This window comes from Streptomyces sp. NPDC047917, assembly GCF_043204345.1.
Classification (GTDB): domain Bacteria; phylum Actinomycetota; class Actinomycetes; order Streptomycetales; family Streptomycetaceae; genus Streptomyces; species Streptomyces sanglieri.
The window spans coordinates 127,396-152,444 of the sequence record NZ_JBIDCA010000011.1; the positions used below are offsets into that span (position 1 = coordinate 127,396).

Annotated in this window: 23 protein-coding genes; 10 read left to right on the top strand and 13 right to left on the bottom strand. The window is 72.7% G+C overall.

All coding sequences use genetic code 11. The features are described 5' to 3' along the window. Positions 1-14: 14 nt before the first annotated feature. The 5 genes from ACGF8B_RS26550 to ACGF8B_RS26570 all read right to left on the bottom strand — a co-directional run bounded on the left by ACGF8B_RS26550 (position 15) and on the right by ACGF8B_RS26570 (position 4,620). Positions 15-1,568 (bottom strand): cytochrome P450, encoded by a 1,554-nt coding sequence (locus ACGF8B_RS26550; protein ID WP_392743237.1) that lies wholly within the window; start codon positions 1,566-1,568, stop codon positions 15-17. A gap of 65 nt (positions 1,569-1,633) precedes the next feature. Then, positions 1,634-2,248, bottom strand: coding sequence for an ATP/GTP-binding protein (locus ACGF8B_RS26555; RefSeq protein WP_266687419.1), 615 nt, complete (start codon positions 2,246-2,248; stop codon positions 1,634-1,636). Beyond that, positions 2,229-2,600 (bottom strand): DUF742 domain-containing protein, encoded by a 372-nt coding sequence (locus tag ACGF8B_RS26560; RefSeq protein WP_259928340.1) that lies wholly within the window; start codon positions 2,598-2,600, stop codon positions 2,229-2,231. The genes ACGF8B_RS26555 and ACGF8B_RS26560 overlap by 20 nt, the downstream gene beginning before the upstream one ends. Next, on the bottom strand, positions 2,597-3,004 hold the full coding sequence (locus ACGF8B_RS26565; RefSeq protein ID WP_384756677.1) for a roadblock/LC7 domain-containing protein: 408 nt from the start codon (positions 3,002-3,004) through the stop codon (positions 2,597-2,599). Before ACGF8B_RS26565 ends, ACGF8B_RS26560 begins: the two co-directional genes overlap by 4 nt. Continuing rightward, positions 3,001-4,620 (bottom strand): sensor histidine kinase, encoded by a 1,620-nt coding sequence (locus tag ACGF8B_RS26570; protein ID WP_392743242.1) that lies wholly within the window; start codon positions 4,618-4,620, stop codon positions 3,001-3,003. Before ACGF8B_RS26570 ends, ACGF8B_RS26565 begins: the two co-directional genes overlap by 4 nt. A 408-nt stretch (positions 4,621-5,028) precedes the next feature. Here ACGF8B_RS26570 and ACGF8B_RS26575 point away from each other — a divergent pair, with 408 nt between their 5' ends. After that, complete coding sequence (locus tag ACGF8B_RS26575) at positions 5,029-5,802, top strand: IclR family transcriptional regulator (protein WP_392743245.1); 774 nt, start codon at positions 5,029-5,031, stop codon at positions 5,800-5,802. Between the two features lie 93 nt (positions 5,803-5,895). Here the strand turns inward: ACGF8B_RS26575 and thrS are convergent, their stop codons facing one another. The 3 genes from thrS to ACGF8B_RS26590 all read right to left on the bottom strand — a co-directional run bounded on the left by thrS (position 5,896) and on the right by ACGF8B_RS26590 (position 9,543). Continuing rightward, positions 5,896-7,146 (bottom strand): threonine--tRNA ligase, encoded by a 1,251-nt coding sequence (thrS, locus tag ACGF8B_RS26580; protein WP_392743829.1) that lies wholly within the window; start codon positions 7,144-7,146, stop codon positions 5,896-5,898. A gap of 193 nt (positions 7,147-7,339) precedes the next feature. Beyond that, positions 7,340-7,846 carry a MarR family winged helix-turn-helix transcriptional regulator gene (locus ACGF8B_RS26585; protein ID WP_392743248.1) on the bottom strand — a complete coding sequence of 169 codons (507 nt, stop codon included), beginning with the start codon at positions 7,844-7,846 and terminating at the stop codon, positions 7,340-7,342. Further along, entirely contained in the window at positions 7,843-9,543 is a 1,701-nt protein-coding gene (locus ACGF8B_RS26590; RefSeq protein ID WP_392743251.1) for an FUSC family protein, read from the bottom strand. Before ACGF8B_RS26590 ends, ACGF8B_RS26585 begins: the two co-directional genes overlap by 4 nt. 149 nt (positions 9,544-9,692) lie before the next feature. Here ACGF8B_RS26590 and ACGF8B_RS26595 point away from each other — a divergent pair, with 149 nt between their 5' ends. Together ACGF8B_RS26595 and pcaB are read left to right on the top strand one after the other, a co-directional pair. After that, on the top strand, positions 9,693-10,460 hold the full coding sequence (locus ACGF8B_RS26595) for a VOC family protein (RefSeq protein ID WP_392743253.1): 768 nt from the start codon (positions 9,693-9,695) through the stop codon (positions 10,458-10,460). A gap of 151 nt (positions 10,461-10,611) precedes the next feature. Continuing rightward, positions 10,612-11,973, top strand: a complete 1,362-nt coding sequence (gene pcaB, locus ACGF8B_RS26600; RefSeq protein ID WP_392743255.1) for a 3-carboxy-cis,cis-muconate cycloisomerase — start codon at positions 10,612-10,614, stop codon at positions 11,971-11,973. Positions 11,974-12,004: 31 nt separating this feature from the next. Here pcaB and ACGF8B_RS26605 read toward each other — a convergent pair whose 3' ends face one another. Continuing rightward, positions 12,005-13,207: an amidohydrolase gene (locus ACGF8B_RS26605; protein WP_392743257.1), complete on the bottom strand. Its 1,203-nt coding sequence runs from the start codon at positions 13,205-13,207 to the stop codon at positions 12,005-12,007. 47 nt (positions 13,208-13,254) lie between these two features. Continuing rightward, positions 13,255-14,004, bottom strand: a complete 750-nt coding sequence (locus ACGF8B_RS26610) for a GntR family transcriptional regulator (protein ID WP_392743259.1) — start codon at positions 14,002-14,004, stop codon at positions 13,255-13,257. Positions 14,005-14,231: 227 nt separating this feature from the next. On the opposite strand from ACGF8B_RS26610, the gene ACGF8B_RS26615 reads away from it, so the two are divergent. Beyond that, entirely contained in the window at positions 14,232-15,752 is a 1,521-nt protein-coding gene (locus ACGF8B_RS26615) for an APC family permease (RefSeq protein ID WP_392743261.1), read from the top strand. A gap of 47 nt (positions 15,753-15,799) precedes the next feature. On the opposite strand, the gene ACGF8B_RS26620 is transcribed toward ACGF8B_RS26615, so the two are convergent. After that, positions 15,800-16,408 carry a GNAT family N-acetyltransferase gene (locus tag ACGF8B_RS26620; RefSeq protein WP_392743264.1) on the bottom strand — a complete coding sequence of 203 codons (609 nt, stop codon included), beginning with the start codon at positions 16,406-16,408 and terminating at the stop codon, positions 15,800-15,802. A 66-nt stretch (positions 16,409-16,474) separates the two neighbouring features. Further along, positions 16,475-17,056, bottom strand: a complete 582-nt coding sequence (locus ACGF8B_RS26625; protein WP_392743267.1) for a helix-turn-helix domain-containing protein — start codon at positions 17,054-17,056, stop codon at positions 16,475-16,477. Between the two features lie 117 nt (positions 17,057-17,173). Between ACGF8B_RS26625 and ACGF8B_RS26630 the strand changes: the two genes are divergently transcribed. The 6 genes from ACGF8B_RS26630 to ACGF8B_RS26655 all read left to right on the top strand — a co-directional run bounded on the left by ACGF8B_RS26630 (position 17,174) and on the right by ACGF8B_RS26655 (position 23,655). Then, a complete protein-coding gene (locus ACGF8B_RS26630; RefSeq protein ID WP_392743270.1) occupies positions 17,174-18,298 on the top strand; it encodes an aryl-sulfate sulfotransferase in 1,125 nt (374 codons plus the stop codon). Between the two features lie 8 nt (positions 18,299-18,306). Next, positions 18,307-19,680, top strand: coding sequence for a uracil-xanthine permease family protein (locus ACGF8B_RS26635; protein ID WP_392743272.1), 1,374 nt, complete (start codon positions 18,307-18,309; stop codon positions 19,678-19,680). Positions 19,681-19,809: 129 nt separating this feature from the next. Further along, positions 19,810-20,229 carry a hypothetical protein gene (locus ACGF8B_RS26640; protein WP_392743275.1) on the top strand — a complete coding sequence of 140 codons (420 nt, stop codon included), beginning with the start codon at positions 19,810-19,812 and terminating at the stop codon, positions 20,227-20,229. Positions 20,230-20,313: 84 nt separating this feature from the next. After that, complete coding sequence (locus ACGF8B_RS26645; RefSeq protein ID WP_392743277.1) at positions 20,314-20,964, top strand: DUF3105 domain-containing protein; 651 nt, start codon at positions 20,314-20,316, stop codon at positions 20,962-20,964. Continuing rightward, entirely contained in the window at positions 20,961-21,605 is a 645-nt protein-coding gene (locus ACGF8B_RS26650; RefSeq protein WP_392743279.1) for a DUF305 domain-containing protein, read from the top strand. Before ACGF8B_RS26645 ends, ACGF8B_RS26650 begins: the two co-directional genes overlap by 4 nt. 805 nt (positions 21,606-22,410) lie before the next feature. Further along, positions 22,411-23,655, top strand: coding sequence for an ROK family protein (locus tag ACGF8B_RS26655; RefSeq protein ID WP_392743282.1), 1,245 nt, complete (start codon positions 22,411-22,413; stop codon positions 23,653-23,655). Between the two features lie 58 nt (positions 23,656-23,713). On the opposite strand, the gene xylA is transcribed toward ACGF8B_RS26655, so the two are convergent. Further along, entirely contained in the window at positions 23,714-24,883 is a 1,170-nt protein-coding gene (gene xylA / locus ACGF8B_RS26660) for a xylose isomerase (RefSeq protein WP_392743285.1), read from the bottom strand. Positions 24,884-25,049 lie beyond the last annotated feature (166 nt).

Below are 25,049 nucleotides of genomic sequence, written 5' to 3' on the forward strand. Positions count from 1 at the left end.
GGGGGCGTGTCGGGTCAGTTGCCGCTCCACCACCGGGAGACGGCCCGCCAGAGCCTCGCCGGTGCGGATTCGCCGCGCTGCTGCGGGATTCCTCCGACGGCGGAAGGGCCGGCGGCCGGGCTCCCGGATTCGTCGACGGCGGTGGCCGTGGGCGTCGCGCTCAACGGGGCGGTGGCCGTGACCCGGCCGGGTGTGGGCGCGGTGTGCCGGACGGTCGACTGCACCTCCCAGTCCTGGCGCGGCGTATTGGGCCTGCCCATGGAGGGCGGTTCCTTGTCGTCCTGCGGCGGGCGGGAGGCGAAGTCGGCCGGCAGCTCCACCAGGTGCCGGCCCATGATGTTGCCGACCCAGCTCAGCTCGCTCTCCTCGACGGCGAGTTCGAGGTCGGGCAGGCGCATCAGCAGGGCGTCGACACCGACGTCCGCGATGGCTCGCCCGATGTCCTGCCCGGGGCATTCGTGGGGGCCGCCGCTGAACGCGAGGTGGGCACGGTTGCCCGCCATGTCGTCGCCCAGATCGGGGCGGACCACCGGGTCGGTGTTGGCCGGCGCGATGCCGACGATCAGCGCGTCGCCGGCCTTGATCTGCTTGCCGCCGAGCTCGGTGTCGCCGACCGCCCAGCGGCCGAAGACCGCGGTGAACGGCGGCTCGTCCCAGAGCGTCTGCTCGACCGCTTCGGGGACCGTCATGTGACCACCGCTGAGCCTGGCCCTGAATCGGGGGTCGGTGAGCACCATCCGCAGGACGTTGGCGATCAGGTTGGCGGTCGCCTCGTAGGAGGCGATGAGGACCAGCCGGAGGTGCTCGCTGACCTCCTGGTCGTTCAGCCCGGCGGGGTGTTCGACGAGCCAGGTGGCGAAGTCTTCGGCGGGTTCGCGCCGGCGGCGCTGGACGAGCCGGGTCAGCGCGTCCAGCACATAGGCGTTGCTCGCGACGGCGGTCGCCGTGCCGCGGGTCATGTCGCGGGCGGCCTGGACCATCCGGTCGTTGTACTCCTCGGGCATGCCGAGGATCGCGCACATCACCATCATCGGCAGCCGCTCGGCGAACTGGCTGACCAGGTCGACCCGGCCCTGCTGGCAGAAGTCGTTGACGAGCCGGTTGCTGTAGCGGTTGACGTGGCGGCGGACGCCGCGGGTGTCGATCCGGCCCATGCTGTCGGTGACCGCGCCGCGCAGCCGCTCATGGGTGGCCCCGTCGGCGAACGCGCAGATCGGCTGCCAGGTGAAGATCGGGGCCAGCGGGTGGTCCGGGGCGACGCTGCCGTCCTGCAGCGCCCGCCACCGCCGGGAGTCGCGGGAGAACTGCGAGGGGGTACGGGTCATGTGCAGGTTCTCGCTGTGTCCGAGGACCAGCCATGCGGGTACGTCCCCGTGCAGCAACACGGGGGCCACGGTGCCGTGTTCGGCTCGCAGCTTGTCGTAGAGCCCGTGGGGGTCCCGCTCGGCCTCCGGGCCGTAGAACCGGCGGAGTCCGCCGGGGCCGACGCCGAGGCCGTGCGCCGGGCATCCGGGGGGCGGAACCGGCCCGGGGGCCGCTCCGGGCTCGTAGTGGAATGGGGTTGTCACGATCGCTCCAGGGATCAGGCCAAGTACCGGACGGATGGGGATGCGCGAGGGGGTTGGTTCTGCGGTCAGGCGAGCGGGAGGGCCAGACTGTGCAGATAGCGCATCAGAGTCATCAGCACGTCGCGGCTGGAGCCGCGCAGTCGGGCGTCGCAGTCGATCATCGGAACCTCGTCGGGGAGGTCGAGTGCGGTCCGCAGCGCCTCGACGGGGTGCTGCGGGGCGCCGGGGAAGGTGTTGACGGCGACGACGAACGGCACGCCGCGCTCCTCCAGTCTCCCGATGACGTCGAAGCTGACTTCGAGGCGGCGGGTGTCGACGAGGACCACCGCGCCGAGGGCTCCTTCGAACAGGCCGTTCCACAGGAACCAGAACCGTTCCTGGCCCGGGGTGCCGAAGAGATAGAGGATCAGCTCCTCACTGATGGAGATCCGGCCGAAGTCCATGGCGACGGTGGTGGCGGTCTTGCTCTCCACCCCGAAGTTGTCGTCCACGCCGACGCCGGCCTGGGTCATGGTCTCTTCGGTGGTCAGCGGCCGGATCTCGCTGACGGATCCGACCATGGTCGTCTTGCCGACCCCGAACCCGCCGACGATCACGACCTTCACCGCGGCTGTCGCCGTGGTGGGAAGGACGTCCTCGCGCCGGGGGCCGGTGATCGTGTCAGAGCTTCTGAAGTCCATGCATCACCGCTTCGAGAAGGGACCTGTCCGGGAGGGTGGCGCGGACGATGGGTGCGCGCGATTCGATGAGTCCGGCAGCGAGGAGTTCGGTGAGGAGCGAGGTCACCACGCTGAAGGGCAGACCGAGGTATGCCGAGATCTCGGCGACGGATAACGGTGCCTGGCACAGCCGCAGGATCACGGCCTGCTCGGGTTGGACCGTCGGCGTCGGCTGTGCCTGCGCGACGATCATCGTGACCAGGTCGAGCTGCGCCCGCTCGCTGCCGTCGGGATCGCCGGTGATCACGTACAGCCGTTCCGGATCGCTCAGAGCCGGATCGGCTTTTCGGCGTTCTCGTCGGGGAGAGTTCATCCGGCCTGCCCGTCGTGGCGCGGCGGGCTCGTCAGGTGGGCACCGATCCTGACGACCATGTCACGCATCCGCGATCCGACGAGCCCCGCGTCGACCGTCTCACCGGCGAGCACCGCGAGGTACGCGCCCGTTCCGGCGGCCATCAGGTAGAAGAAGCCGCCGGTGACCTCGATGACGACCAGCTTCATGAGCCCGTCGCTGTAGGGGATTTCGGAGGCGACGGCGGCGGCCAGGCTCTGCAGTCCGGCGCAGGCCGCCGCGAGGCGGTCGGCGACATCGGGGTCGCCGCCGTGCCGGGCGATGCGCAGACCGTCGGCGGAGAGCACCACGATCTGGTGGATGTCCGGTACGTCGTCGGCCAGTTCCTTGAGCATCCAGTCCATGTTTCCCCGCTGCTGGATCACTTCAGGTCTCCCTTGTCCCACGCATCGTCAGAGTCTTCGTCGGTCTTGGGGTCCTGCGGCACGCCGTTGACCGCGTTGGTGAAGGCCTCCAGCCAGAGCCCGGGAGGCTGCTCCTTGCCGCCGCCCTCACCGCCGGGACCGTGTCCGTGGCCATTGGTGTGGCCGTTGTGCCGGCCTGCGGCGGGTTCGGCGGGCTGGGCCGGGAGGTTGTGCGAGCCGAGCGGTGCCCGGCCGCGGCTGCGGCGCTGCGGAAGTCCGCCCGCGGTCCATTCGGTCACCACGGGGATGTCGTCCTCCATGGCGGCGGGGGGCAGGACCGGCCGGGTGGCGGGGGCGACCGGCCCGGTGGCGGGCCGCTGGGCCACGGGGGTACGAGGCTTGCGGCGGGCCGGCACGACGTGCTTCATGGCCTCCTGGTCGATGTCGCTGGTGGGCCTCGACGTGGCGCCGATGCCGTGGGCGATGCCGGGAGCGGGTCCGGTGGTGATCATGGCGCGGGGCACGATGAGCACGGCGCGGACACCGCCGTAGGCGGACTGCCGCAGGGAGACCTGGAGGTCGTACATCCGCGAGAGCCGGCCGACGACGGCCATGCCGAGTCGCGGGGACTCGCCGAGGTCGTTCATGTTGGAGCCGGCCTGGGCCCTGGCGAGCATGTTCTCGGCCCGCGAGCGGGCCTCCTCGCTGAGCGAGACGCCGCCGTCCTCGATCTCGATGGCGATGCCGGTCTGTACCTCGACGGCGGTGACGTGCACCCGGGTCTGCGGGGGCGAGTACCGGGTGGCGTTGTCGAGGAGTTCGGCGCAGGCGTGGATGAGCGGCTCGACGGCGGTGCCGATGATGGCGACCTTGGCGATCGAGTGCAGGTCGACCCTGGGGTACTCCAGGATCCGCGACATGGCGCCGCGCAACACGCTGAACAGCGGTACGGGTTTGGGCCACTGGCGGCTGGGCCGGGCACCGCCGAGCACCGCGATGGAGTCGGCGAGCCGGCCGATCAGTGCGGTGCCGTGGTCGATGCGGAGCAGGTCGTCGAAGACATCGGGGTTGCGCCCGTGGTGCTCCTCCATCTCGCGCAGTTCACTCGCCTGGCGGTGGACGATCGCCTGGACGCGCCGGGCGACGTTGACGAAGGCGCGCTGCGCGGAGTCGCGCATCGCCTCCTCGTTGTCGATGATGTGCAGCACCGTGTAGACGAGGGTGCGCTGGGCGTCGGGCAGGTCCCGGTACATCTCGTCCGCGTCGACGACGTCGCGGAGCACCTCTTCGGGCGAATTGCCCACGCGCAGCCGGTGGATGGCGGCCGGCAGCAGCTCCTTGCTGATCCGCACGGTCTCGTCGTCATGGGTGGCGATGCGCCGTTCCAGGTCGGCGAAGCGGCGTTCGTACACCGCGCGCTGGGTACGCAGGTCGCGCGCCCGGCGGGTGAGTTGGACACTCAGGGCGGCGACCACGACGGTGGCGACGGCACCGCACCAGACGACTGGTATCCGCGCGGCCGTGGAGACCAGTGCCGCCGCGGCGGCGGTGGCGCCGCCCATCAGGAGCACGGGCAGGAACACGGCACGAGCGACGGAGGATTCTCGGTCGATCGGCGGTGATTCAACACGAACCATCTAAGACCTCTGGCGGTTGATTCGGGAGGTATGCACGCTTGCAGGACAGTCGGGAACAAGCGCTCGAATTCATATCAACTCGACTTCACTGCGCGTGAGCTTAGTCAGATCGAATCAGTGCTTCGGCACATTCACCCAACCCCCTGCGCGAGCGCTCCAGCGGTAATACACTCACGAGTTTTTGCACGCACCGCCGTCAGGCGTGCACAGGGAGTGACAGGCGAGGCAATCCGCCGGTGCCGGGAGTCGGTCGTACCGGGGCGCGGGACAACGTAGGCTCGGAACAAGGAAGTTCAGGGATTTCGGTCCGGTTGGTCACTCACTTCCGTCCCTCAGCACGGGACAGACGCACAGGTGATCGAACTGCATCGAAAGGAGCACATTCGAGCGAAGGGGAACCGGCGCATCATGGGACCGAATCGGAGCTACACGATCGAATCGCTGGACACCGGGCTCCGGTTGATGCAGCTCTTCCTCACCCATGACACGCTCACCGTCTCCGAGGCCGCCGAGCTGCTCCGCGTCGGCCGTTCCACCGCGCACCGGGTGCTCAGCACGCTGGAAGGACGCGGCTTCGCGATCCGGGACTTCTCCGGCCGGGGCTACTCGGCCGGCCCGGAGCTGGTCCGGCTCGGCCGCCCGGCGGGGTTCGGCCCGGCCGTCCGCGAACGGCTCGCGGCAGTGCTGAAGGACGCGGTGCTGCGCACCGGCGAGACGGTGCAGTGCACGGCGCTGAGCGGCGACCGGATCATCGTCACCGACGCCCGCGAGTCCCCCCTGCCGGTACGGGTGATGCCGCAGCCCGGCAGTACACACCCCGCCCACGCCACGTCCGGCGGGAAGCTGCTGCTCTCCCGGATGGCGCCGGAGCAGGTCTGCGCCCTCTATCCGCGCGAGGAGCTGCCCGCGGCCACGCCGGACGCCCTCGCCTCGCGCTCCGCGCTGCTCGCCGAGCTCCAGGAGATCCGCTCCCTCGGATACGCGCTCAGCCGCGGGGAGTCGGTCCGGGGCATGCACACCGTGGCCGTGCCGCTGGCGGGGTCGAGCTGGCGGGACCGGCTCGCCCTGATGGCCTCGGCACCCGCCGATCGCGGGGACGACGCGACACTCGTCCGCCTGGCCGGAGAACTCCGCTCGTCCGCCGCGCTGCTGGACACGGACCAAGTGGTTCCGGCCCGGTGAACACGGGTGCGGGTGCGGGTGCGCCGGAGCGGACCGCCGGAGCGTGCCGTCCCGCTCCGGCGCCCGGTTCCGGCGGTCCGCTGCCGGCGGCGCCTACAGCCGGAGTTCGACGGCGTGTGCTTCCACCAGGGCGGCGATCCGTGCGAGGGCCTCTTCCGCGGGCCGCGACGCCGGCCGGCTTCCGTCGCGCAGGCGCAGGGCGACCTGCCCCTCGGCGGCCTCCCTCGCTCCGACGACCGCCTGGCAGGGCACCAGCCGGGCCTCCCGGACGCGGGCCGAGAGGGTGCCGCGTTCCGGTCCGGCGATCTCGGCCCGCAGCCCCAGTTCGGCGCACTGCCGGGCGAGCGCCTCGGCGTCGGGGAGTTCGGCGACGGAGATCGGGATGATCGCCAGCTGGGTGGGGGCCAGCCAGGCGGGGAAGGCCCCGCCGTGCACCTCGATCAGCTGGGCGACGGCCCGCTCCACACTGCCGACGATGCTGCGATGGATCATGACCGGCCGGTGTTTCGCCCCGTCTGCGCCGATGTAGTGCAGGTCGAACCGGTCCGGCTGATGGAAGTCGATCTGGACGGTGGAGAGGGTGGACTCGCGCCCGGCGCCGTCGGCCACCTGGACATCGATCTTGGGGCCGTAGAACGCGGCCTCCCCCTCGGCGGCCTCGTAGGGCACCCCGGAGCTGTCGAGCACCTCGGTCAGCAGAGCGGTGGACTTCCGCCACATCCCGGGATCGTCGACGTACTTCCCGCCCGGTCCGGGGAGGGAGAGCCGGTAGCGGGCCGCGCTGATGCCCAGTGCCCGGTACGCCGCGCCGATCATCTCCAGGGCGGCCCGTGCCTCCTCGGCGACCTGGTCCGGGGTGCAGAAGATGTGCGCGTCGTTCAGCTGGATTGAGCGCACCCGGGTCAGCCCGCCGAGCACTCCGGACAGCTCGGAGCGGTACATGCCGCCCAGCTCGGCCATGCGCAGCGGCAGTTCGCGGTAACTGTGGGAGCGGGAGCGGTAGATGACGGCGTGGTGCGGACACAGACTCGGCCGCAGCACGACCTGTTCCCCGCCCAGGTCCATCGGCGGGAACATGTCGTCGCTGTAGTGCGACCAGTGCCCGGAGATCTCGTACAGCTCTCGTTTGCCGAGCACCGGCGAGTACACGTGCCGGTAGCCGGCCCGCCGTTCGGCGGTGCGGATGTACTCCTCCAGGGTGTGGCGCACGGCGGCGCCGTCGGGCAGCCAGTACGGCAGTCCCGCGCCGATCAGCGGGTCGGTGTCGAACAGGTCCAGCTCGCGGCCGAGCTTGCGGTGGTCGTGCATGGCGGTCTCCTCGCGTCGTCGGGCGGGTGACCGCAGGAAAAAAGCCCCGGGGCACTCGCCCCGGGGCTTCTCACTGCACAGCTGTCAGCGCGCCGGGACACTCTCCGGCGTCGTCGTCATGGCAGCGCGCTTCATGCGGTGGACGTTAGCAACGGCGTACGGGAATCCGCACGGGGTTTTTCCGGGGCCGTCGGAGCCGCCCCCCCCGGGGGGGGCCTGCCCCCCATGCTCAGTGCCGGACGCCGCCGATGCGTCCCTCCAGTTGCACCAGCAGCTCGCTGAGCTGGGCACTGAGCCGGGCGCGCGACTGCTCGTCGAGACCGGAGAGCACCGTGCGCTCGTAGGCGAGCTGCCGGGGCAGCAGCATGTCCACCAGCGCGCGCCCCTCCTCGGTGAGGCGGATGTGGTTGACCCGGCGGTCGCGGTCGTCGCCGCGGCGGTCGACGAGGCCGCGTTCCTGGAGGATCCGCAGCCGTTTGGTGACGGCGGCGCCGGACGAGAAGGTCTCCCTGGCCAGTTCGCCGGGGGTGAGTTCGCGGTCGGTGCGGCGTACGGCGCCGAGCAGGTCGAACTCGGCTCGGGTCAGTCCGGCGGCGCGCAGCGGGGCGTCCTCCGCCTGCTGGAGCAGGGCGGCGCAGCGGTTGATCCGGCCGATGAGTTCCATCGGTCCGGTGTCCAGTTCCGGGTTGACGGCCTGCCACTGCCGTACCACCGAGGCGACGATGTCGTCGGTCACAGCGCTCCGTTCTCCGGGGCGCGGGCGATCGGCCCCCGCCGTATTGCTGTCGCGGCGAGCGTACGGTGTCCGGCCTGCTCGGCCGCGAGGACCCGCTCCTGGGGCAGCGCGCGCTGCCACCACTCGCCCGCGGCCGTGTCGTCCGCCTCGCGCAGTTCGACGAGCGAGCCGGTCAGCCTGCGGCGGGCGGCGTCGAGCGCGGCGGGCGTGGGCTGCGGGGCGGCCAGCGCGTGTACGACGTGGGCGCGGGCCAGGTCGGTGGCGGCGAGCGCCCTCTCCAGGCGTCCGGCGGCGCGGCGGTTGGTGACCAGCACGGCGGCGAGTATGCCCACCCCGGCGCCGATGACGGTGTCCAGGACCCGGTCGCCGACGAGTTCACCCGCCGGGTGGGTGCCGCCGAACTCCAGCACCAGCAGGGCCATCGGGGTGACGGCGACGGAGCCGAGCCAGTAGTTGCGGGTGATCAGCGCCTCGGCCGCGAAGCCGAAGAAGAGGCAGAAGCCGATGAGGGCCAGCGGTCCGGTGCGGCTGACCGGGAGGACGGCGGCGAAGACGAGGACGCCGAGCAGATTGCCGAGAGTGCGCTGGAGGGCCCGGTTCCAGGACAGGGTCACATTGGCCTGGTACAGGGAGGCGGCGGTGACGATCGCCCAGTAGGGGCGCCCGACTCCGACCGCCTGGGAGACGTACCCGGCCAGGGCGCAGCCGAGGAGCGCGCGGGCGCCGATGGGCAGCAGCGGGGATCCCGGGGCGAGGCTGCGCAGCAGCGCGCGGCGGGCCTCGCGACGGCTTCCGCTCCGCCGGGCGGCCCGTTCGGCGTCGATGCCGAACAGTTCCTCGGTCGTGCCCGGGGCGGGCGGCGGGGTGGGGACGGGACCGCGGGCGCGGGTCTGCCGGGCCCAGGCGCGGAGCTGTTCCGGGTCGGGGGCCGCCGGGCCGGTGCCGGGGGTGCCTGTGGTGAAGGCGGCTTCGGCGTGCACGACCAGGCGTTCGAGGTCCCGGCGCACGGGTGTGGGGCGTCCGGCGGCGAGCAGGGTCTGCCAGGCCGCGTGCACGGTGGCGGCCGCGGTGTGCCGGGTGCGGTGGCCCGGGTCGGCGAGGTACCCGGCGGCGGCGTCCAGGGCGCGGGCCGTCGCCCGGCGCTCCGGGCCCTCGCGGCGCAGGAGCGCGGGGCCGGCCGTGACCAGCCAGGCGATCGCGCCGGCGGCCAGGGTCAGCGCGAGATGGCCGGGCACCTGGCCGAGGTGCTGCGGGGCGAAGAGCGCGGCGGAGGTGACGAAGGTGAAGATCACCGGTCCGGGCGGACCGATACGGGTGGCGTCGCAGAGCGTCTTCTGCGCCGCGGCGAGCAGCGCTCCCACCGCGATGAGTACGGCGGTCGACCCGGTCAGCGAGGCCGCGACCAGGGCTATCGCCAGGCCGATGGCCATGGACACGACGACTCCGGCGACCGCGCGGGCGCGCCGGGCGTACGGCAGACCGTGGCCGTAGAGCGCGCAGAGCGAACCGGCCATCGTGTACATCACGAGGTCGAGCCGGTCGACGGCGAACAGCAGCAGATCCGGTACGGCGGTGGCGACGACCACGCTCAGCGCCGGTTTGAACCACATGTCCGAGGGCCGGGCGAGACGCAGTGGGGCGGCCAGCGGGAGTCTGCGGACCGAGGGCTGCCGGGACCGGGTAGTTGTATCGCTCACCCAAATACTTTAGCAGGTATTACACCCGTGAAACATTTCTTCTCCGATGGCCGCGCCCCGCGCGAGGTCATAGCGTTCAACTGCGCGAGAACCGGCGGGTGCGGGCACCCGTACGCGTCCACGCGCCCACGCATCCACGGAGGAACCGAATGAAGCTCACCGAACCGGTGCCCAGCGGCCCCTGCTGGATCGAGCTGAGCACCCCCGACATCCCGGCCGCCAAATCGTTCTACGCGGCCCTGTTCGGCTGGCGCTCGGAGACCGATCCGCGCGAGGAGGCGGGCGGCTACACGATGGCGCGCCTCGGCGACGCCCGGGTGGCGGCGCTCAGCCCGGTCTACCAGCCGGGCCGGCCGACCGCCTGGACGGTCTCCTTCGCCACCGAGGACACGGACGGCACCGTCGAGCGGGTGAAATCGGCGGGCGGCTCACTGCTGATCGGCCCGATGGACGTGTTCGACCAGGGCAGGTTCGCAGTGGTCGCCGATCCGTCCGGTGCGGTGTTCTCGCTGTGGCAGGGACGCGCCTTCGCCGGTGCCGAGCGGCTGAACGACCCCGGTGCGCTCGGCTGGGTCGAGCTCGTCACCCGCGAGGCCGACCCGGCGCTCGCGTTCTACCCCGCGGTCTTCGGATGGACGGTGACCGCCGCGTCGGACCGGTACACGCAGTGGGGCGTGGCCGGTGCGGACTTCGGCGGGATGCTGGTCATGGACGACCGGTTCCCGCCGGAGGCGCCGCCGAACTGGCTGCCGTACTTCGCCGTGGCGGATGTCGACGCCACGGCCGCCACGGCCCAGGGCGCCGGCGGCGAACTGCTGATGCCGCCGACCGACATCCCGGACGGACCGCGGATCGCGGTCGTACGGGATCCGCAGGGCGCGGTGTTCGGTATCCACCGGACGGGCGGGGAGGGCTGACGGCCCTCACCCCGTCGGTGGACGGCCGCGGGATCTCGCGGCACCGCCCGGACTTCCGCGCACCGCCGGCGCGCGGAAGCCGCTTCGTACCCACCGGTCCGGCATCCGCCCACAGCGGCGGCGAGCACGGCCCACCCCTGGAGTCCAGCCGATGTACGAGAGCGATGCCGGTCTGCTCGCCCCCGGGCGGGCCGGCTCCCCCGCCGAGACGGCCACCGGCGACAGCGCCTTCCTGCAGGCGATGCTCGACGCCGAGGCCGCGCTCACCCGCGCCCAGTCCGGCTGCGGACTCGCCCCCGCGGAGGCGGGCCGGGCGGTCACGGCCGCGGCGGCCGAGGCGGGCCGGTTCGACGTACGGGATCTGGCGCTGCGCGCACGCCCGGGCGGTGATCCGGTCGTCCCGCTGGTGACGGACCTCGCCGCCGCGGTGGAACCGGACGTCCGGCCGTATGTGCACCGGGGCGCGACCAGCCAGGACATCCTGGACACCGCCGCCATGCTGGTCGCCGCACGGACCCTGGCTCCGCTGCTCGACGATCTGGCGCGGGCCGCGGAGGCGGTGGCCCTGCTCGCCACCGCGCATCGCAACACCCCGATGGCCGGCCGGACCCTCGCCCAGCACGCGGTCCCGACCACCTTCGGACTCAAGGCGGCCGGGTGGCGGGCACTGATCCTCGACGCGCGGGACCGGCTCTCGGCCGTACGGGAGTCACTCCCCGCACAACTGGGCGGCGTGGCCGGTACGTTGGCCGCCTTCGAGGCGTACGCGCCCACCGAGGACATCGACGCGATCGATCCCGGTCTGCCCCTGGTCCAGGCGTTCGCGAGCGAACTGGGCCTGGCCGAACCGCTGTTGCCGTGGCACACCCTGCGCACCCCGATCGCGGACCTGGCGGGCGCGCTGGCCTTCACCGCGGGTGCCCTCGGCAAGCTGGCGGCCGATGTGCTCAGCCTTTCCCGGACCGAGATCGGCGAGGTCACCGAGGGGCAGGGCGACGGTTCGCCCGCCATGGCGCACCGGGCCGACCCGGTGCACGCCACGCTGATCGCGGCGGCCGCCCGCCGCGCCCCCGGCCTGGCCGCGACGCTGTACGGATCGCTCGCCGCCGAGGACGAACGGCCGGCCGGGGCATGGCACGCCGAGTGGGAGCCGCTGCGCGAACTGCTGCGCCTGGTGGGTGGGGCCGCGCGCCGCGCCGCCGAACTCACCGGTTCGCTGCGCGTCGTCCCGTACGCCATGCGGGAGAACCTCCAGCTCACCGACGGCCTGATCGTCTCGGAGCGGCTGGCCGCCGTGTTCGCCGAGCGGATCGGCCGCAGGCGCGCCGAGGAGGTTCTGGCCGGCGCCGCCGACCGGGCCCGCGCGGAGACCACGGACCTAGCCGACGTCCTCGCGGACGTGCTCGACGAGGTGCCCGAACTCGCCGGTCTCGACCTGGGCGAACTGACCGACCCGGCCCACTACACCGGCTGCGCCGGCCCCCTCACCGATCGCGCCCTCGACCGCGGCTGACCGGCCGTCGCCGCGCCGGGCCCCGCACGTCTCAGACCAGCCGGCCCGCGCGGGCGATCACCCGGCCCGCGCGTACCACCATGGACGGAACCGGGTGGTCCACGACGGCCTCGGGCAGCGAATCCGCCGCCACCAGGACGAAGTCAGCCGGGTCGCCGGTCTCCAGCCGGGAGGCGGGCAGCCCGAGCAGTGCGGCACCTCCCTGGGCCACCGCCTCGTAGCAGGCGGCGAGTTCGGCATCGGTGCGGGCGTCCGTGCGGTACGCGAGCAGATGGGCCCGGGCGATCATGTCGCCGTCGCCGAACGGCGTCCAGGCATCGCGCACCCCGTCGGAACCGACGCCGAGGCGCACGCCGCGCGGGGTGAGCCGTGCGGGGTCCAGGACCGGGTCACCGCCCAGCGCGCAGGTGACCAGAGAGACCCCCGCATCGGCCAACAGCTCGGCGAGCCGGTCGAGTTCGGCGCCCTCCAGCTCGGCCACGGCGAAGGCATGACCGAGGGTGACCCGTCCCTGCATCCCGGCGGCGACGGTGCGCCGGGCGATCTCGGTGATCTGGCGGATGCCCGCCGGTCCGCCGTCGTGCAGATGGATGTCGAGGGGTGCGCCCCTGCGTTCGGCCAGGCCGAACACGAAGTCCAGCTGGCCGTCCATGTCACCGTCGATGCCGATCGGGTCGAGACCGCCGACGACATCGGCGCCCTCGGACAGGGCCCGCGCCATGAGTCCGGCGGTGCCGGGCTCGCTCAACAGGCCGAGCTGGGGGAAGGCGACGATCTGAACGTCGAGGAGGTCCTTGCGGGCGTCGGCCGCCGCACGCACCTGGTGCACCCCCGAGAGGCCGTGGACGGGAGCGACATCGACATGGGCCCGCATGGCGCGGGTTCCACGGGCGATCGCCCGGTCCATCAGTGCGCCGGCCCGCACCGCCACCGGGTCCGTGAAGGCGGTCCTGGCCCGCACGTCGCCCTCGATCAGGTCCCGGAGCGTGTCGGCGGGTTCACGGCTCAGCCAGGGCCCGCCCCAGGTCGACTTGTCGGGGTGGATGTGCGCGTCGACGGGCGAGGGCAGCGCGAGGGCCCCCGCGGCGTCCACGGACGCACAGCCTTCGGGCAGCCGGGCCGGGTCGTACGCGGCTATCCGGCCTTCGCGGACCAGCAGGTCACGGGTGCGGCCATCGGCGCAGCGGACGGCGGTGAACAGGACATCGGGGCAGTCGGGGGCGGGCGTCGCCATGGGGCTGGGGTCTCCTTCGGTGGTGCGCGGGACGGGCGTCGTCCCGGTCAGGGCCGGCGCCGGGGGCCGGGGTGCGTGGGCTCGGCAGCGGTGCCGGCCCCGGTGTCCGCGGTGCCGGCGGCGAGCAGCTGCATCGCGGTCGCGCGGGTACCGGCCACATGGCGGCGGGCGATCCGTTCCGCCGCGTCCGCGTCGCCGCTCCGTATCGCCTCGTAGAGCAGTTCGTGCTCACCGCACATCACGGGGCCGTCGCCCGGCTCGGAGGTGAGGCTGAAGAGCCGGCGCAGCCGGCCGTCGAGCGGTGCCATCAGGCCCTGGAGCAGCGGGTTGCCGGACATGACGACGATCTGCTGGTGGAAGTCGGCGTGGACCGAGCCCAGTTCACGGGTCCGGCGGGGGGATTCGGCGGCGCGACGGGCCCGTTCCAGGAGTCTTTCCAGGGTGCGCAGTCCGGCCCGGTCGGCGCGGCGGGCGGCCAGCGAGGCGGCCAGTGCCTCCAGGTGTTCCCGGATGTCGAAGAAGTCCGCGGCCTCGGCCGGGCCGAGCGGGGCGACGAACGCGCCCTTGCGTGCCTGGGCCGCGATGAACCCCTCGGTCTCCAGCCGCTGGATGGCCTCCCGCACGGGTATGCGGGACACCCCGAGCTCGTCCGCGAGCTCCCGTTCAACGATCCGGTGCCCGGAGGGGTGGCGGCCGTCGATGATCCGCTCGCGCAGTTCCACATAGACCCGGTCGCGCAGCGACTGATGTGCCGCACCGATGGTGGCGGTGGGGCCGGCGGTTCGGCTGCTGCTCATGGACTCGCTTCCTGCCCGTCGGAGCCGGTCTCTTCCGGCTCCCGTGCCGCGATCATCGCAGATTCCGGAAACCTTCCGTACCCCCTTGCCTGGTATTCGGTATACCAGATAGCTTGAGCGCCGCGCCCAGTCGGGCCGCCCCTGAACTGGTCTTTTCCGCCGGCCCATGCCTGGAGCAGGCTTCGGCTTCGGCGTCCAGCCGCCCGTTCGCACCTGAGGAACCACCGATGACGCAACCCTCGACGGCCGTCCCGCCGCCCGCCTCCCCCGCCGCCCCCGGCCCTCGTGCCGCCGCGGATCCCGCCCCGCCGTCCGGCGGCCCTTCGGGAAGCCTCGCCAAGGGGCAGATCGGCACCTTCGACCTGGTCTTCTTCGTCGTGGCGGCGGCCGCGCCGCTGACCGTGCTGGCCGGGGTCGCGCCGTTCGCCATCGGGATCGGCGGCCCGGGCACCCCGCTCGGCTATCTGGTCTCCGGTGCGCTGCTGGTGCTGTTCGCCGCCGGGTTCACCGCGATGAGCCGCTATGTGCGCAACGCCGGTGCCTTCTACGCGTACGTCGCCCGGGGGCTCGGCCGTACCCTGGGCGTCGCCACGGCCTACCTGGCGACGCTCTCGTACAACCTCATCGCTCCCGGCGTCGCCGCCGGGTTCGGCTACTTCGCCTCGACGACCCTGAGCGATCTCACCGGTGCGCAACTGCCCTGGTGGCCGCTGTCGACCCTCTGTGTGCTGGGCACCGGGGTACTGGGCTGGCTGCGGGTCACGCTGAGCGCGAAGGTGCTCGGGGTGGCGCTGGTGCTGGAGGTCCTGGTGCTGCTGGTGATGGACGTCGGGGTGCTGGCGGACCGGGGGACCGCGGCCCTGGACATCACGTCGTTCGACCCGTCCGTGCTGTCCTCCTCGGGTGGCATGGCGGGGATGTTCGTCCTGGTCATCGGCGCGTTCACGGGCTTCGAGGCGACCGCGATCTACGCCGAGGAGGCGCGCGACCCGGAACGCACCGTGCCCCGCGCCACGTTCGTCGCCATCGGGTTCCTGGCGCTGTTCTACGCCGCCGGGGTGTGGATCCTGATGGGCGGCTTCGGTACGGACGGCTCCGTCTCGATGGCCCGGTCCTCGGACGGCCCGCAGCTCACGTTCCACACGGCCGAACGATTCGTCGGCCCGTGGCTCGCGGACTCCATGCATGTGCTGATCGTGGTCAGCGCGTTCGCCGCCACCCTCGCCTTCCACAATGCCGCGGCCCGCTACCTCTACGCCCTGGGGCGCGAGGGTCTGCTGCCGCGCCGGCTGGGCCGGGTCTCGGCCCGGCAGGGTTCACCGGTGACGGCGGTCGTCGCGCAGACCGTGTTCGGCCTGGTGATCGTGGTGGGCGGGGCGCTGATCGACGCGGACCCGTACGCCGAGATCTTCCTGTGGACCAACAGCACCGGCGTGCTCGGCATCATGATCATGCAGGCGCTGGCCGCGCTCGCCGTGTGCTTCTTCTTCCGCCGGGACCGGCGCTCCATGCCGGTCTGGCGGGTCGCGGTCGCACCGCTGATCGCCTTCGTGGGGCTCGCGCTCCTGTCGGTGCTCGCGACGCTCCACTTCGACCTGCTCACCGGGCGCACCGGCGCGGTCAACGCGGCGCTGCTGGTGCCGCTGCCGGTGGTGCTCGTGGCCGGGTTCGTGGTGGCCCTGCGCATCCGGCGTGCCGACCCCGGCCGATATGCGCGGCTGACCGAGGTGGACGTCGAGCGGGACTGAACGCCCCGCCGGAGCGGGGGCGGCCGGCGCTGCCGCCTCCGTCGCGGTCAGCCCCTCGCGCCGTCCCCGCGCAGCCGGGCATGGAGGTGCATGTCGTGCCAGCCGTCGGCGTGCAGGAGGGAGCGGCGCCGGGTGCCCTCCAGGGCGAAGCCCGCCTTGGCCGCCACCCGGCAGGAGGGCCCGTTCCGCACGGAGTGCGCGAGTTCGATCCGCTCGAACCCGATCTCGTCGAAGGCCCAGCGCGCGAGCGTCGAGACGGCCCCGGGCGCCACGCCCCGTCCGCGGGCGGCCGGCAGCACCCAGTAGGAGCATTCCGCCACGCCCATCGCCGGCATCAGGGAGCGGAGCGAGACCCGGCCGAGCACTTCGCCGGTCCCGTCGCCCGCTCCCCCGGGACGTACGACGGCCCAGTGGGCTCCGGTCCGGCTGCGCCAGGCGTCCTGCCACTGCCCGATCCAGTCGCGTGCCTCGTCCTGGCTGTCGGCCCGGCGCAGGTGCCAGTGCTGGATCGCCGGATCGGAGAAGGCCGCCACGACCGCCGGTGCGTCCCGGTACCGCCACGGGCGCAGCAGCAGGTCGCCGGCGGTGGTGAGCACCGGTTGTTCGAGGTCCGCGAGGCGGCCCGGAGGAATGTGGGGCGGCACCAGGTACGGCATGGGCACAGCATGGCACGGGGGCGGCCCGCTTCCCGGGCGGCACTCCCTGCCGGGCCGCCCCGCCGGTCAGCCGGCCTGTTCGTCGGTGGCCTGGACGTGGTCGGCGATGCCGACGACGAGGACCCGGGTGTGCGGTTCGATGGGCCGCCACCGGTGGACGAGGCCGCCCGCGCAGTAGAGCGTGTCGCCCTGTTCCAGGCGGTAGAAGTTGCCGTCCGCCTCGACCTCGGCCGAGCCGTCGGCCACGTACAGGATCTCGTCGTTGCGGTGCCGGAATTCCCGCGCCCAGTCGTGCGCACCGGTGAACTCCAGGGCGTGCAGCCGCTGGTGGCCCCGGACCAGGGGGCGCATCCGGCCGTCGCTCTCGCCCTGCGCCCCGGTCTCGCGCACGGCGGCGGAGCTGTGGCGGACCACGTCCACGGGCCGCGGGGCCTCGGCCGTGGACAGCAGCTGGACCGCGCTCGTGCCGAGTGCGTCGGCGATGCGCTGGAGGGAGCCCATGCTCGGCCGGGAACGGCCGTTCTCGATCTGACTGAGGAAGGGGACGGAGAGTCCGGCCCGCCCCGCGACCTCCGCGAGGGTCATCTCCAGGGCCCGGCGCCGCCGGCGAATTCCCGGGCCGACCAGCGGCGTGTCCGCCTCGCTCATCTCACTCACTCCGTGTCCTGCGTGCCGCACACCACAACCGGTGGGGGAGATAGCAGCCTACCGGGCCGGTTAATCTTTTAAGTCCCACCTAAAAAAGTTAACCGGGAGGACCGATTCATGCCCCTCGTGGACCAGAACCAGCGACGACGCCGCGGCACCGGACTCATGGCCCTGGACGAGGACGCCAGCTACGGCGGGTACACCCTCTTCGCCCCGCTGACCGGCGGCGGGGAGGTCTACCTCATCGACATGCGCGGTGAGGTCGTCCACCGGTGGAACCTCCCCTACCGCCCCGGCCGGCATGCCCGGATCCTGCCCAACGGCAACCTGGCCTACAGCGGTGTCCTCCCGGACGAACCGGCGCTCTTCCCGATGTGGCACAAGTACCGCGGCGGGATCATGCAGGAGATCACCCCGGACGGCACGGTCGTGCGCGAGCACCGCGACCGCTACCAGCACCACGACGCGTACCACTACGGCGACGGCCGTCTGCTCTACTCCGCCCTGGAGCCGCTGACCGGCGAGGCCGCCGCCGCGGTCAGGGGCGGTGTGCCGGGATCGGAGCCCGGGGGCACGGTGTGGGCGGACACCGTCGTGGAGGTGGACGCCAAGGGCCGCACGGTGTGGGAGTGGAAGGTCTCCGAGCACCTGGACCGCGACGCGTTCCCGCTGCACCCCGACTACTCGCGCGAGCACTACCCGCTGATCAACAGCGTGCTGCCGACCAGCGACGGCAACATCCTGGCGAGCTTCCGCTCCGTCTCGGCCGTCGTCGTCATCAGCCGTGAGACCGGCGAGATCATCTGGCGCAGCGAGCCCGGTGCCGTGTCGCAGCAGCACTGCCCGACCGAGCTGGAGAACGGCAACTTCCTGGTCTTCGACAACGGCGTCTTCCGCCCGCACTGGGACGTCCCGTTCAGCCGCGTCATCGAGATCGAGCGCGCGAGTGGCACCATTGTGTGGGAGTACCACGACCCGGCGCGCGAGTCGTTCTTCGCCCCGTTCATGGGCAGCGCCCAGCGTCTGCCCAACGGCAACACGCTCGTGACGGACTCCCCCGCGGGCCGCCTCTTCGAGGTGACCGCGGACGGATATCTGTGCTGGGAGTACGTCGTGCCGTACTTCGGCGGCTACCAGGAAGAAGAAGTGCGCAAGCTGTTCCCGTCGGAACCCAACGCCGTGTTCCGCTCCTACCGTTACTCGGCCCAGGAGCTCCCCTGGCTCGACGTCCCGAAGGGCTGAGCCGGAGCATGGCTTCCCCCGTCCCCGACACCGCCGCACCGGTCGCGTCCGTCGCGCCGGTCGACGAGCGGCTCCCCCTCCCCCGGCTGGCGCCCCTGGCGTTCCAGCATCTGCTCGCCGGGATCGCCGCCCCCGTCTCCTCGGTGATCCTGATCGGCACCACGCTCTCGCTGTCGGCGTCCCAGACGGCCTCGCTGCTCAGCGCGACGCTGGTGCTGTGCGGTGTCGGGGCGCTGCTCCAGTCGCTGGGCATCCGTCCGCTGCGGATCGGCGCCCGGCTCCCGTTCCTGATGCTGCCGGGCGGAGCGGCGGTGGCGATCTTCCTCCAGGTGGCGAAGGAGCACGGGCCGGCCACCGCGTCCGGTTCGGTGCTGATCGCCGCGGTCTTCCTGATTCTCGTGCTGCCGCTGTACGGGCGTCTGGTGCGGTTCTTCCCACCGCTGGTGATGGGCACCACGGTGGTCCTGATCGGCATCAACATGATCAAGATCACCGCGCCGATGATCGCCTCGGGACCGGGGCTCGGCTTCGCGACGCTCGGCATCACCGCGCTGTTCTTCCTCGTCATGCGCGGGGTGTGGCGGCAGATGTCGGTGCTGTTCGGTCTCGTGGGCGGCACGCTCGTCGCCGCGGTCGGCGGTACGGCGTTCCACCTGGCGCACGGCAGCACGTTCGCGCTGCCCGACCCGTTCCCGTACGGCACCCCGCATTTCGATCTGCTGGCCGCCGTGCCGCTGCTGGTCTTCGCGCTCGCGTCGCTCGCGGAGGCCACCGGCCAGACGGTGCTGAACAGTGAGGCCGTGGGCCGTACGCCGGATGCCGCGCGTGACGTGCCGCGGATCTCCCGGGCCGACGCGGTGACCTCGCTGGGGGCCGGGATCTTCGGTACCTCGCTGATGGTGACGAGCGCCGAGAACATCGGCATCGTCCAGCTCACCCGGGTCCGCAGCCGTTTCGTCACGGCGGGCGCGGGGGTGCTGCTGATCGTCTGCGGTCTGATCACACCGCTGACCCGGCTGCTCGCGGCCATCCCGGAGCCGGTGGTCGGAGCCGCGGGGCTGATCATCTACGCGGTGATCGCGACGATGGGGTTCGGCATGCTCAGCCGCGAGAACCTCGGCCACGGCACCAACGGCATCGTGGTCGCGCTGGCGCTCTGCGTCGGTCTGCTGCCGGTCTTCGCGCCGGAGATGTACGCGGGACTGCCCGTGTGGGCCCGCACGGTCTTCGGCAGCGGCGTCGCCGCCGGGGCGCTGGCCGCGGTGGTCCTCGCTGCCGTGTTCGGTCGCCTCGGCCCGAAGGAGGAGCCGCCGCGGGAGGAGCCGTCGACCGGACCCGTGGCGACGGCCGAAGCCCGGACCGAGGCCGGCTCCGCCCCGTAACGGGCCCGCCGTCACACCGGGTGCCCCCTGGCACGGAAGCTCGTGCCAGGGGGCACCCGCGCATCATCCGCCCCACTCACACCCGTCCCACCCCTCATTGAAAGTTCACACACCGCGTACGATGACGGCATGACCCGGCTGAGCGAACGGACCCACCGACGAGTGCGGGGCATCCGCGCGTCGGCCGTGCTCGGCTGGCTGTTCGTGCTGCTCGCCATGGTCTCGTGCTGTTCGATCACGGCCCCGGCCGCTCACGGCTCCGGTGACCACACGGCCGTCGCCCGCACCATCACACCCACGCACCAGGCACTCGCCCGGATCGTGGTGGCGGACTCCCCCGAGGACCGCGGCATGGGCAGCTCCTGCCACGGGACCTCCGAGCACTCCACGCCGGTCGTGCTGCCCGGCCAGAGCGCACCCATGGCGCTCCCCGGTGCGGCCGTCGTCGTTCCGGTCGCGCCGCTCACCGGCGCGGCCGCCATCCGCGGCCCGTCCAACGACGCCGTACGGGACGTCGACCATCTCCGTCTGCAGGTTCAGCGGATCTAGAGGCAGGCTCCGTTCCCCGGAACACCGGGGGACGGACTCCGCATGCCCTCAGCTCCATCCCTCTTGTTGAACCGAAGGACCCCCATGGCTTCCGCCAAGCAGCAGAACACCTCCGCCTCCGCACGCCGCGCCAAGCTGGAGGAGGCCCGCCGCAAGGAACGGGCCCGCGAGCGACGCAGCCGCGTCATCACCATCACCGCGTCCGTCGCCGTGGTCGCCGCGCTCGTCGCGGGCGGCGGCTACCTGATGTCCGCCGCCGACGACAAGGACAAGGCCGAGACCGCGGCCAAGTCCTCTCCGGTGAAGGGCGAGCGCACCTGGGACAAGCTCACCCAGAACCACGTCGAGAAGAAGGTCGACTACCCGATGAACCCGCCCGTCGGCGGCGATCACAACCCGGTCTGGATGAACTGCAACGCCGACGTCTACACCAAGGCGATACCGAAGGAGAACGCCGTCCACTCCCTGGAGCACGGCGCGGTCTGGGTCACGTACACGAGCAAGGCGACCCCGTCCGACCTGGAGAAGCTCCGCGAGCGGGTCAAGTCGACGCCCTACTCCCTGATGAGCCCGGTCGACGACCAGGCCGCCCCGCTGATGCTCAGCGCCTGGGGCAAGCAGGTCACGGTGGACGGCGCCGCCGACGCGCGCGTGGGTAAGTTCTTCACCAAGTACGTGCAGGGCCCGCAGACCCCGGAACCGGGCGCGGCCTGCACGGGCGGGATCGCCCAGTGACCTCCGCGATCCGCTCCTCGCGTCCGTTGGTGCTGGCCGGCGGTGTGGTGCTGCTGCTGGCGGTGGGTCTGGTCGCGCTCATGCTCGTACGGCCGTCCCCGTCCGCGGGCTCCGCCTCCGTCGCGGCCGCTCCCTCGGACACGTCGGTCGACGTCGGGTTCGCCCGTGACATGTCGGTCCACCATCAGCAGGCGGTCGAGATGTCGTTCATCGTGCGGGACCGCACCTCCGACGAGGCGGTGCGCCGGCTCGCGTACGACATCATCAACACGCAGGCCAATCAGCGGGGCATGATGCTCGGCTGGCTGGAGACGTGGGGGCGGGCGAAGTCCTCCTCGGCCGTTCCCATGAAGTGGATGAACCACCCCTTCACGCCGAGGGGCGACGGTTCGCTGATGCCCGGCATGGCGACCGACACCGAACTCGACGCGCTGCGGGCGGCGAAGGGCCGGGACGCCGAGGTGCTGTTCCTGAAGCTGATGACCCCGCACCACCAGGCCGGGGTGGAGATGGCCCGGGCCGCGGCCGGCTCGGCGGACACGGACGAGATCAGGAACCTGGCGGCGGGAATGGTGCGCGGCCAGCAGTCGGAGATCGCGCTCATGGCGGACATGCTCAAGGAGCGCGGCTCGAAGGCCTGAACACCGGACGTTCCGGCTCCCGGCACCCCACGCGGTCCGGGGGGGGGGGGCGCCCCCCCCCCCCCCCCCCCCCCCCCGGGCCCCCCCCCCGCCCCCCCCCCCCCCCCCCCGGGCGGGGGGGGCCCCCCCCNNNNGGACGAGCACACGGCATCCGAAAATCGGCCGGGGGGGGGGCGGCGGGGGCGCGGCGGGGGGGGGGGGGGGGGGGCGCCGCCCCCCGCCCCCCCCCCCCCCGGGGGGGGGGGGCGGCGCCCCCCCCCCCCCCCCCCCCCCCCCCCGGCCCGGTCACGACACGGCGACCTCCACCCGAGCGGGGACCGGCCCGGTCCCGTCCACAGCCCGAAGTCCAGCGTGATCCGCTGCGGGCATCCGCCTCGGACTCCCCGGATTCGTCCGGCATCCGGCCTGCGGAGATCCGCGCGGCATGACGCCTTCGCCTGCCATGTCAGCGCCGGGCTCGGCCGCCACTTCGATGCCCCCCGTGCTCACCGACAACGACACCGGGCTCGCCACGCTCGCGGAGGTCACCCGGGGCGCGGCCCGCGGCCTCGACAACACCGCCCGCCCGGGGTGGTCCCAGGACGCCGGCGGAGGGCTCGTCGCCGACGGATGTGTTCCGCGGCGCGGCCGCACTCGGCGGGGTGGCCCCGCTGCTGCACACCACCGGGCAGGAACCGGCCGGGCCGCTCGACGAGCGGCCCGTCCCCGTCGATGCCACCGGGACGGCTCGTCCCTCGTCACCCGGGCATCGTGGCAGGGATCGCGCCGGGGATCGCACAAGGGATCGCATAGGCTCGGATCCGACATGAAGAGCAACGTCACACCGCTGGGGCCCAAGGCCGACAAGGACACTGTGCGCCGGAGCAACCTCAGCCTGGTGCTGCGGGCCGTCCGTGACGAGGCCGAGGGCGGGGCGACCAGGGCCGGGGTCGCCGCGCGGGTGGGACTGACCCGGGCCGCGGTGTCCTCGCTGGTCGAGCAGTTGCTCGCCATCGGGTTCCTCACCGAGTCCGGCAAGACGTTCAGCGGGCAGGCGGGCCGCCCGGGGACCGCGCTCAAGGTGACGCGCACCGGGCCCGCCGGGCTCGGCGTGGAGGTCAGCATCGACTATGTGTCGGTGTGCGTCGTCGACCTGGCGGGCACCGGACGCGTCCGGCTCACCGAGCACCTGGACAACCGCGGCGCACCCCCCGAGGAGATCCTGACGCGGGCCGCCGGCATCGCCGCGCGCACCCTGGATTCGGCCCGCGAGCAGGAGCTCCTCCCGGTCGGGGTGGCGCTCGCCCTGCCCGGACTGGTCTCCGGCGGCACGGTGCGCCAGGCGCCCAACCTGGGCTGGAACCGGGTGCCGGCCGAGGAGCTCTTCGCGGCGGCGCTCGCCGGCGCCCGCCCCGGCCACCGGCCGCTGACGGTGACCTCCGAGAACGAGGCGAATCTGGCGGCGCTGGCCGAGCTCTGGTTCGGCGGACTCGGCGACCTGCGCAGCTTCCTCTATCTGACCGGCGAGATCGGTGTCGGCGGCGCACTGGTCATCAACGGTGAACTGCTGCGCGGGGCCCATGGATTCGCCGGCGAGATCGGGCATGTGGTGGTGGACGCCGGGGGTCCGCGGTGCCGGTGCGGCTCGCGCGGCTGCCTGGAGCAGTACGCGGGTCAGGCGGCGCTGCTGCGGGCTGCCGGGATCGCGGAGTCCGGTGGCGGCGCCGGGGTGGCCGAGCTGGAACGGCGCGCCCGCGCGGGGGACGAACGGGCGGTGGCCGCGGTCGCGGAGGCCGGCCGGATGCTGGGGCGGGTGCTGTCGGGGGCGGTGAATCTGCTCGACCCGGACGCGGTGGTGCTCGGCGGGATCTACCGGAACCTGATGCCGTGGCTGTCGCCGCCCGCCGACCAGGAACTGACCGGCCGTGTGGTGTCGGGCCTCTGGACCCCGGGGAGCGGGCGGCTGCGCGCCTCGTCCGTCGCGGGTGACGCGGCCCGGGGCGCCGCGGCACTGATGCTGACGGGGGTGCTGGCCGATCCGGTGGCGTACGCGGGGCGCCCGGCCGGCTGAGCGGCCGGGCGGTGCCCGGGGCCGGCGCACCCCGGGCACCGCCGAACGGTTCCCGGGGTCAGCGGACCCCGAGCAGGTGGTCCATCGCCAGCTGGTCCAGGGCCTCGAACGCCATCCCCCGTTCCGCCGCCGCCGTCACGTCGAACTCCTCGTACGCCGAACGGTCGGCCAGCAGCCCGGCGATGCCGTCCTCGGCGGTGCGACGGGCCAGTTCGTCGAGCCGGGACGCGCGCAGCGCCTCCTGGACGGCGGGGTCGGCCCGGAAGGCGGCGGCGCGCTCCTTGAGGATCAGGTAGTTGCGCATGCAGCCCGCGGCCGAGGCCCAGACCCCGTCGTGGTCCTCGGTCCGCGGCGGCTTGAAGTCGAAGTGCCGCGGGCCCGCGTATCCGGCGGTCTCCAGCAGGTCGACGAGCCAGAACGCCTGGCGCAGGTCTCCCGCGCCGAACCGCAGGTCCTGGTCGTACTTGATGCCGGTCTGTCCGTTCAGGTCGATGTGGAACAGCTTGCCCGCCCACAGGGCCTGCGCGATGCCGTGCGGGAAGTTCAGCCCGGCCATCTGCTCGTGCCCGGTCTCCGGGTTGACACCGACCAGCTCCGGTCGCTCCAGCCGCTCGATGAAGGCGAGGGCGTGGCCGATGGTGGGGAGCAGGATGTCGCCGCGCGGCTCGTTCGGCTTGGGCTCGATGGCGAACCTCAGGTCGTAGCCCTGCCCGGTGACGTATTCGCCGAGCAGGTCGAAGGCTTCCTTCATCCGGTCCAGGGCGAGCCGGATGTCCTTGGCGGCGCCGGACTCGGAGCCCTCCCGGCCGCCCCAGGCGACGTAGGTGGTGGCGCCGAGCTCGACGGCGAGGTCGATGTTGCGCAGCGTCTTGCGCAGGGCGTAGCGGCGTACGTCGCGGTCGTTGGCGGTGAACGCGCCGTCCTTGAACACCGGGTGGGTGAACAGGTTCGTCGTCGCCATGGGGACGACCAGACCGGCTGTGTCCAGCGCCTGCCGAAACCGCTTCACGATCCCTTCGCGCTCACTGTCCGTGGCGCCGAACGGGATCAGGTCGTCGTCGTGGAACGTGACACCGTACGCGCCCAGCTCTGCGAGCCGCCGCACGGATTCGGCCGGGTCGATCGCCGCGCGGGTCGCGTCGCCGAACGGGTCGCGTCCCTGCCAGCCCACCGTCCACAGTCCGAAGGTGAACCGGTCCCCGGGGGTGGGCGTGAAGCGTTCCGTCATCGTCTGGCCGCCTTCGGTGCCGTCGGGCCCGGATCAGGTCGAGCAGCCCGAGCTTTATTTGTTCACTGTCATGACTAATGATGCACGGGCCACCTCCGGCGCGTAAACCCTCGCGCTACCACTGTTCGACGGGGGTCCGGTCCCGTATTTTGTTTGGCGCACGACC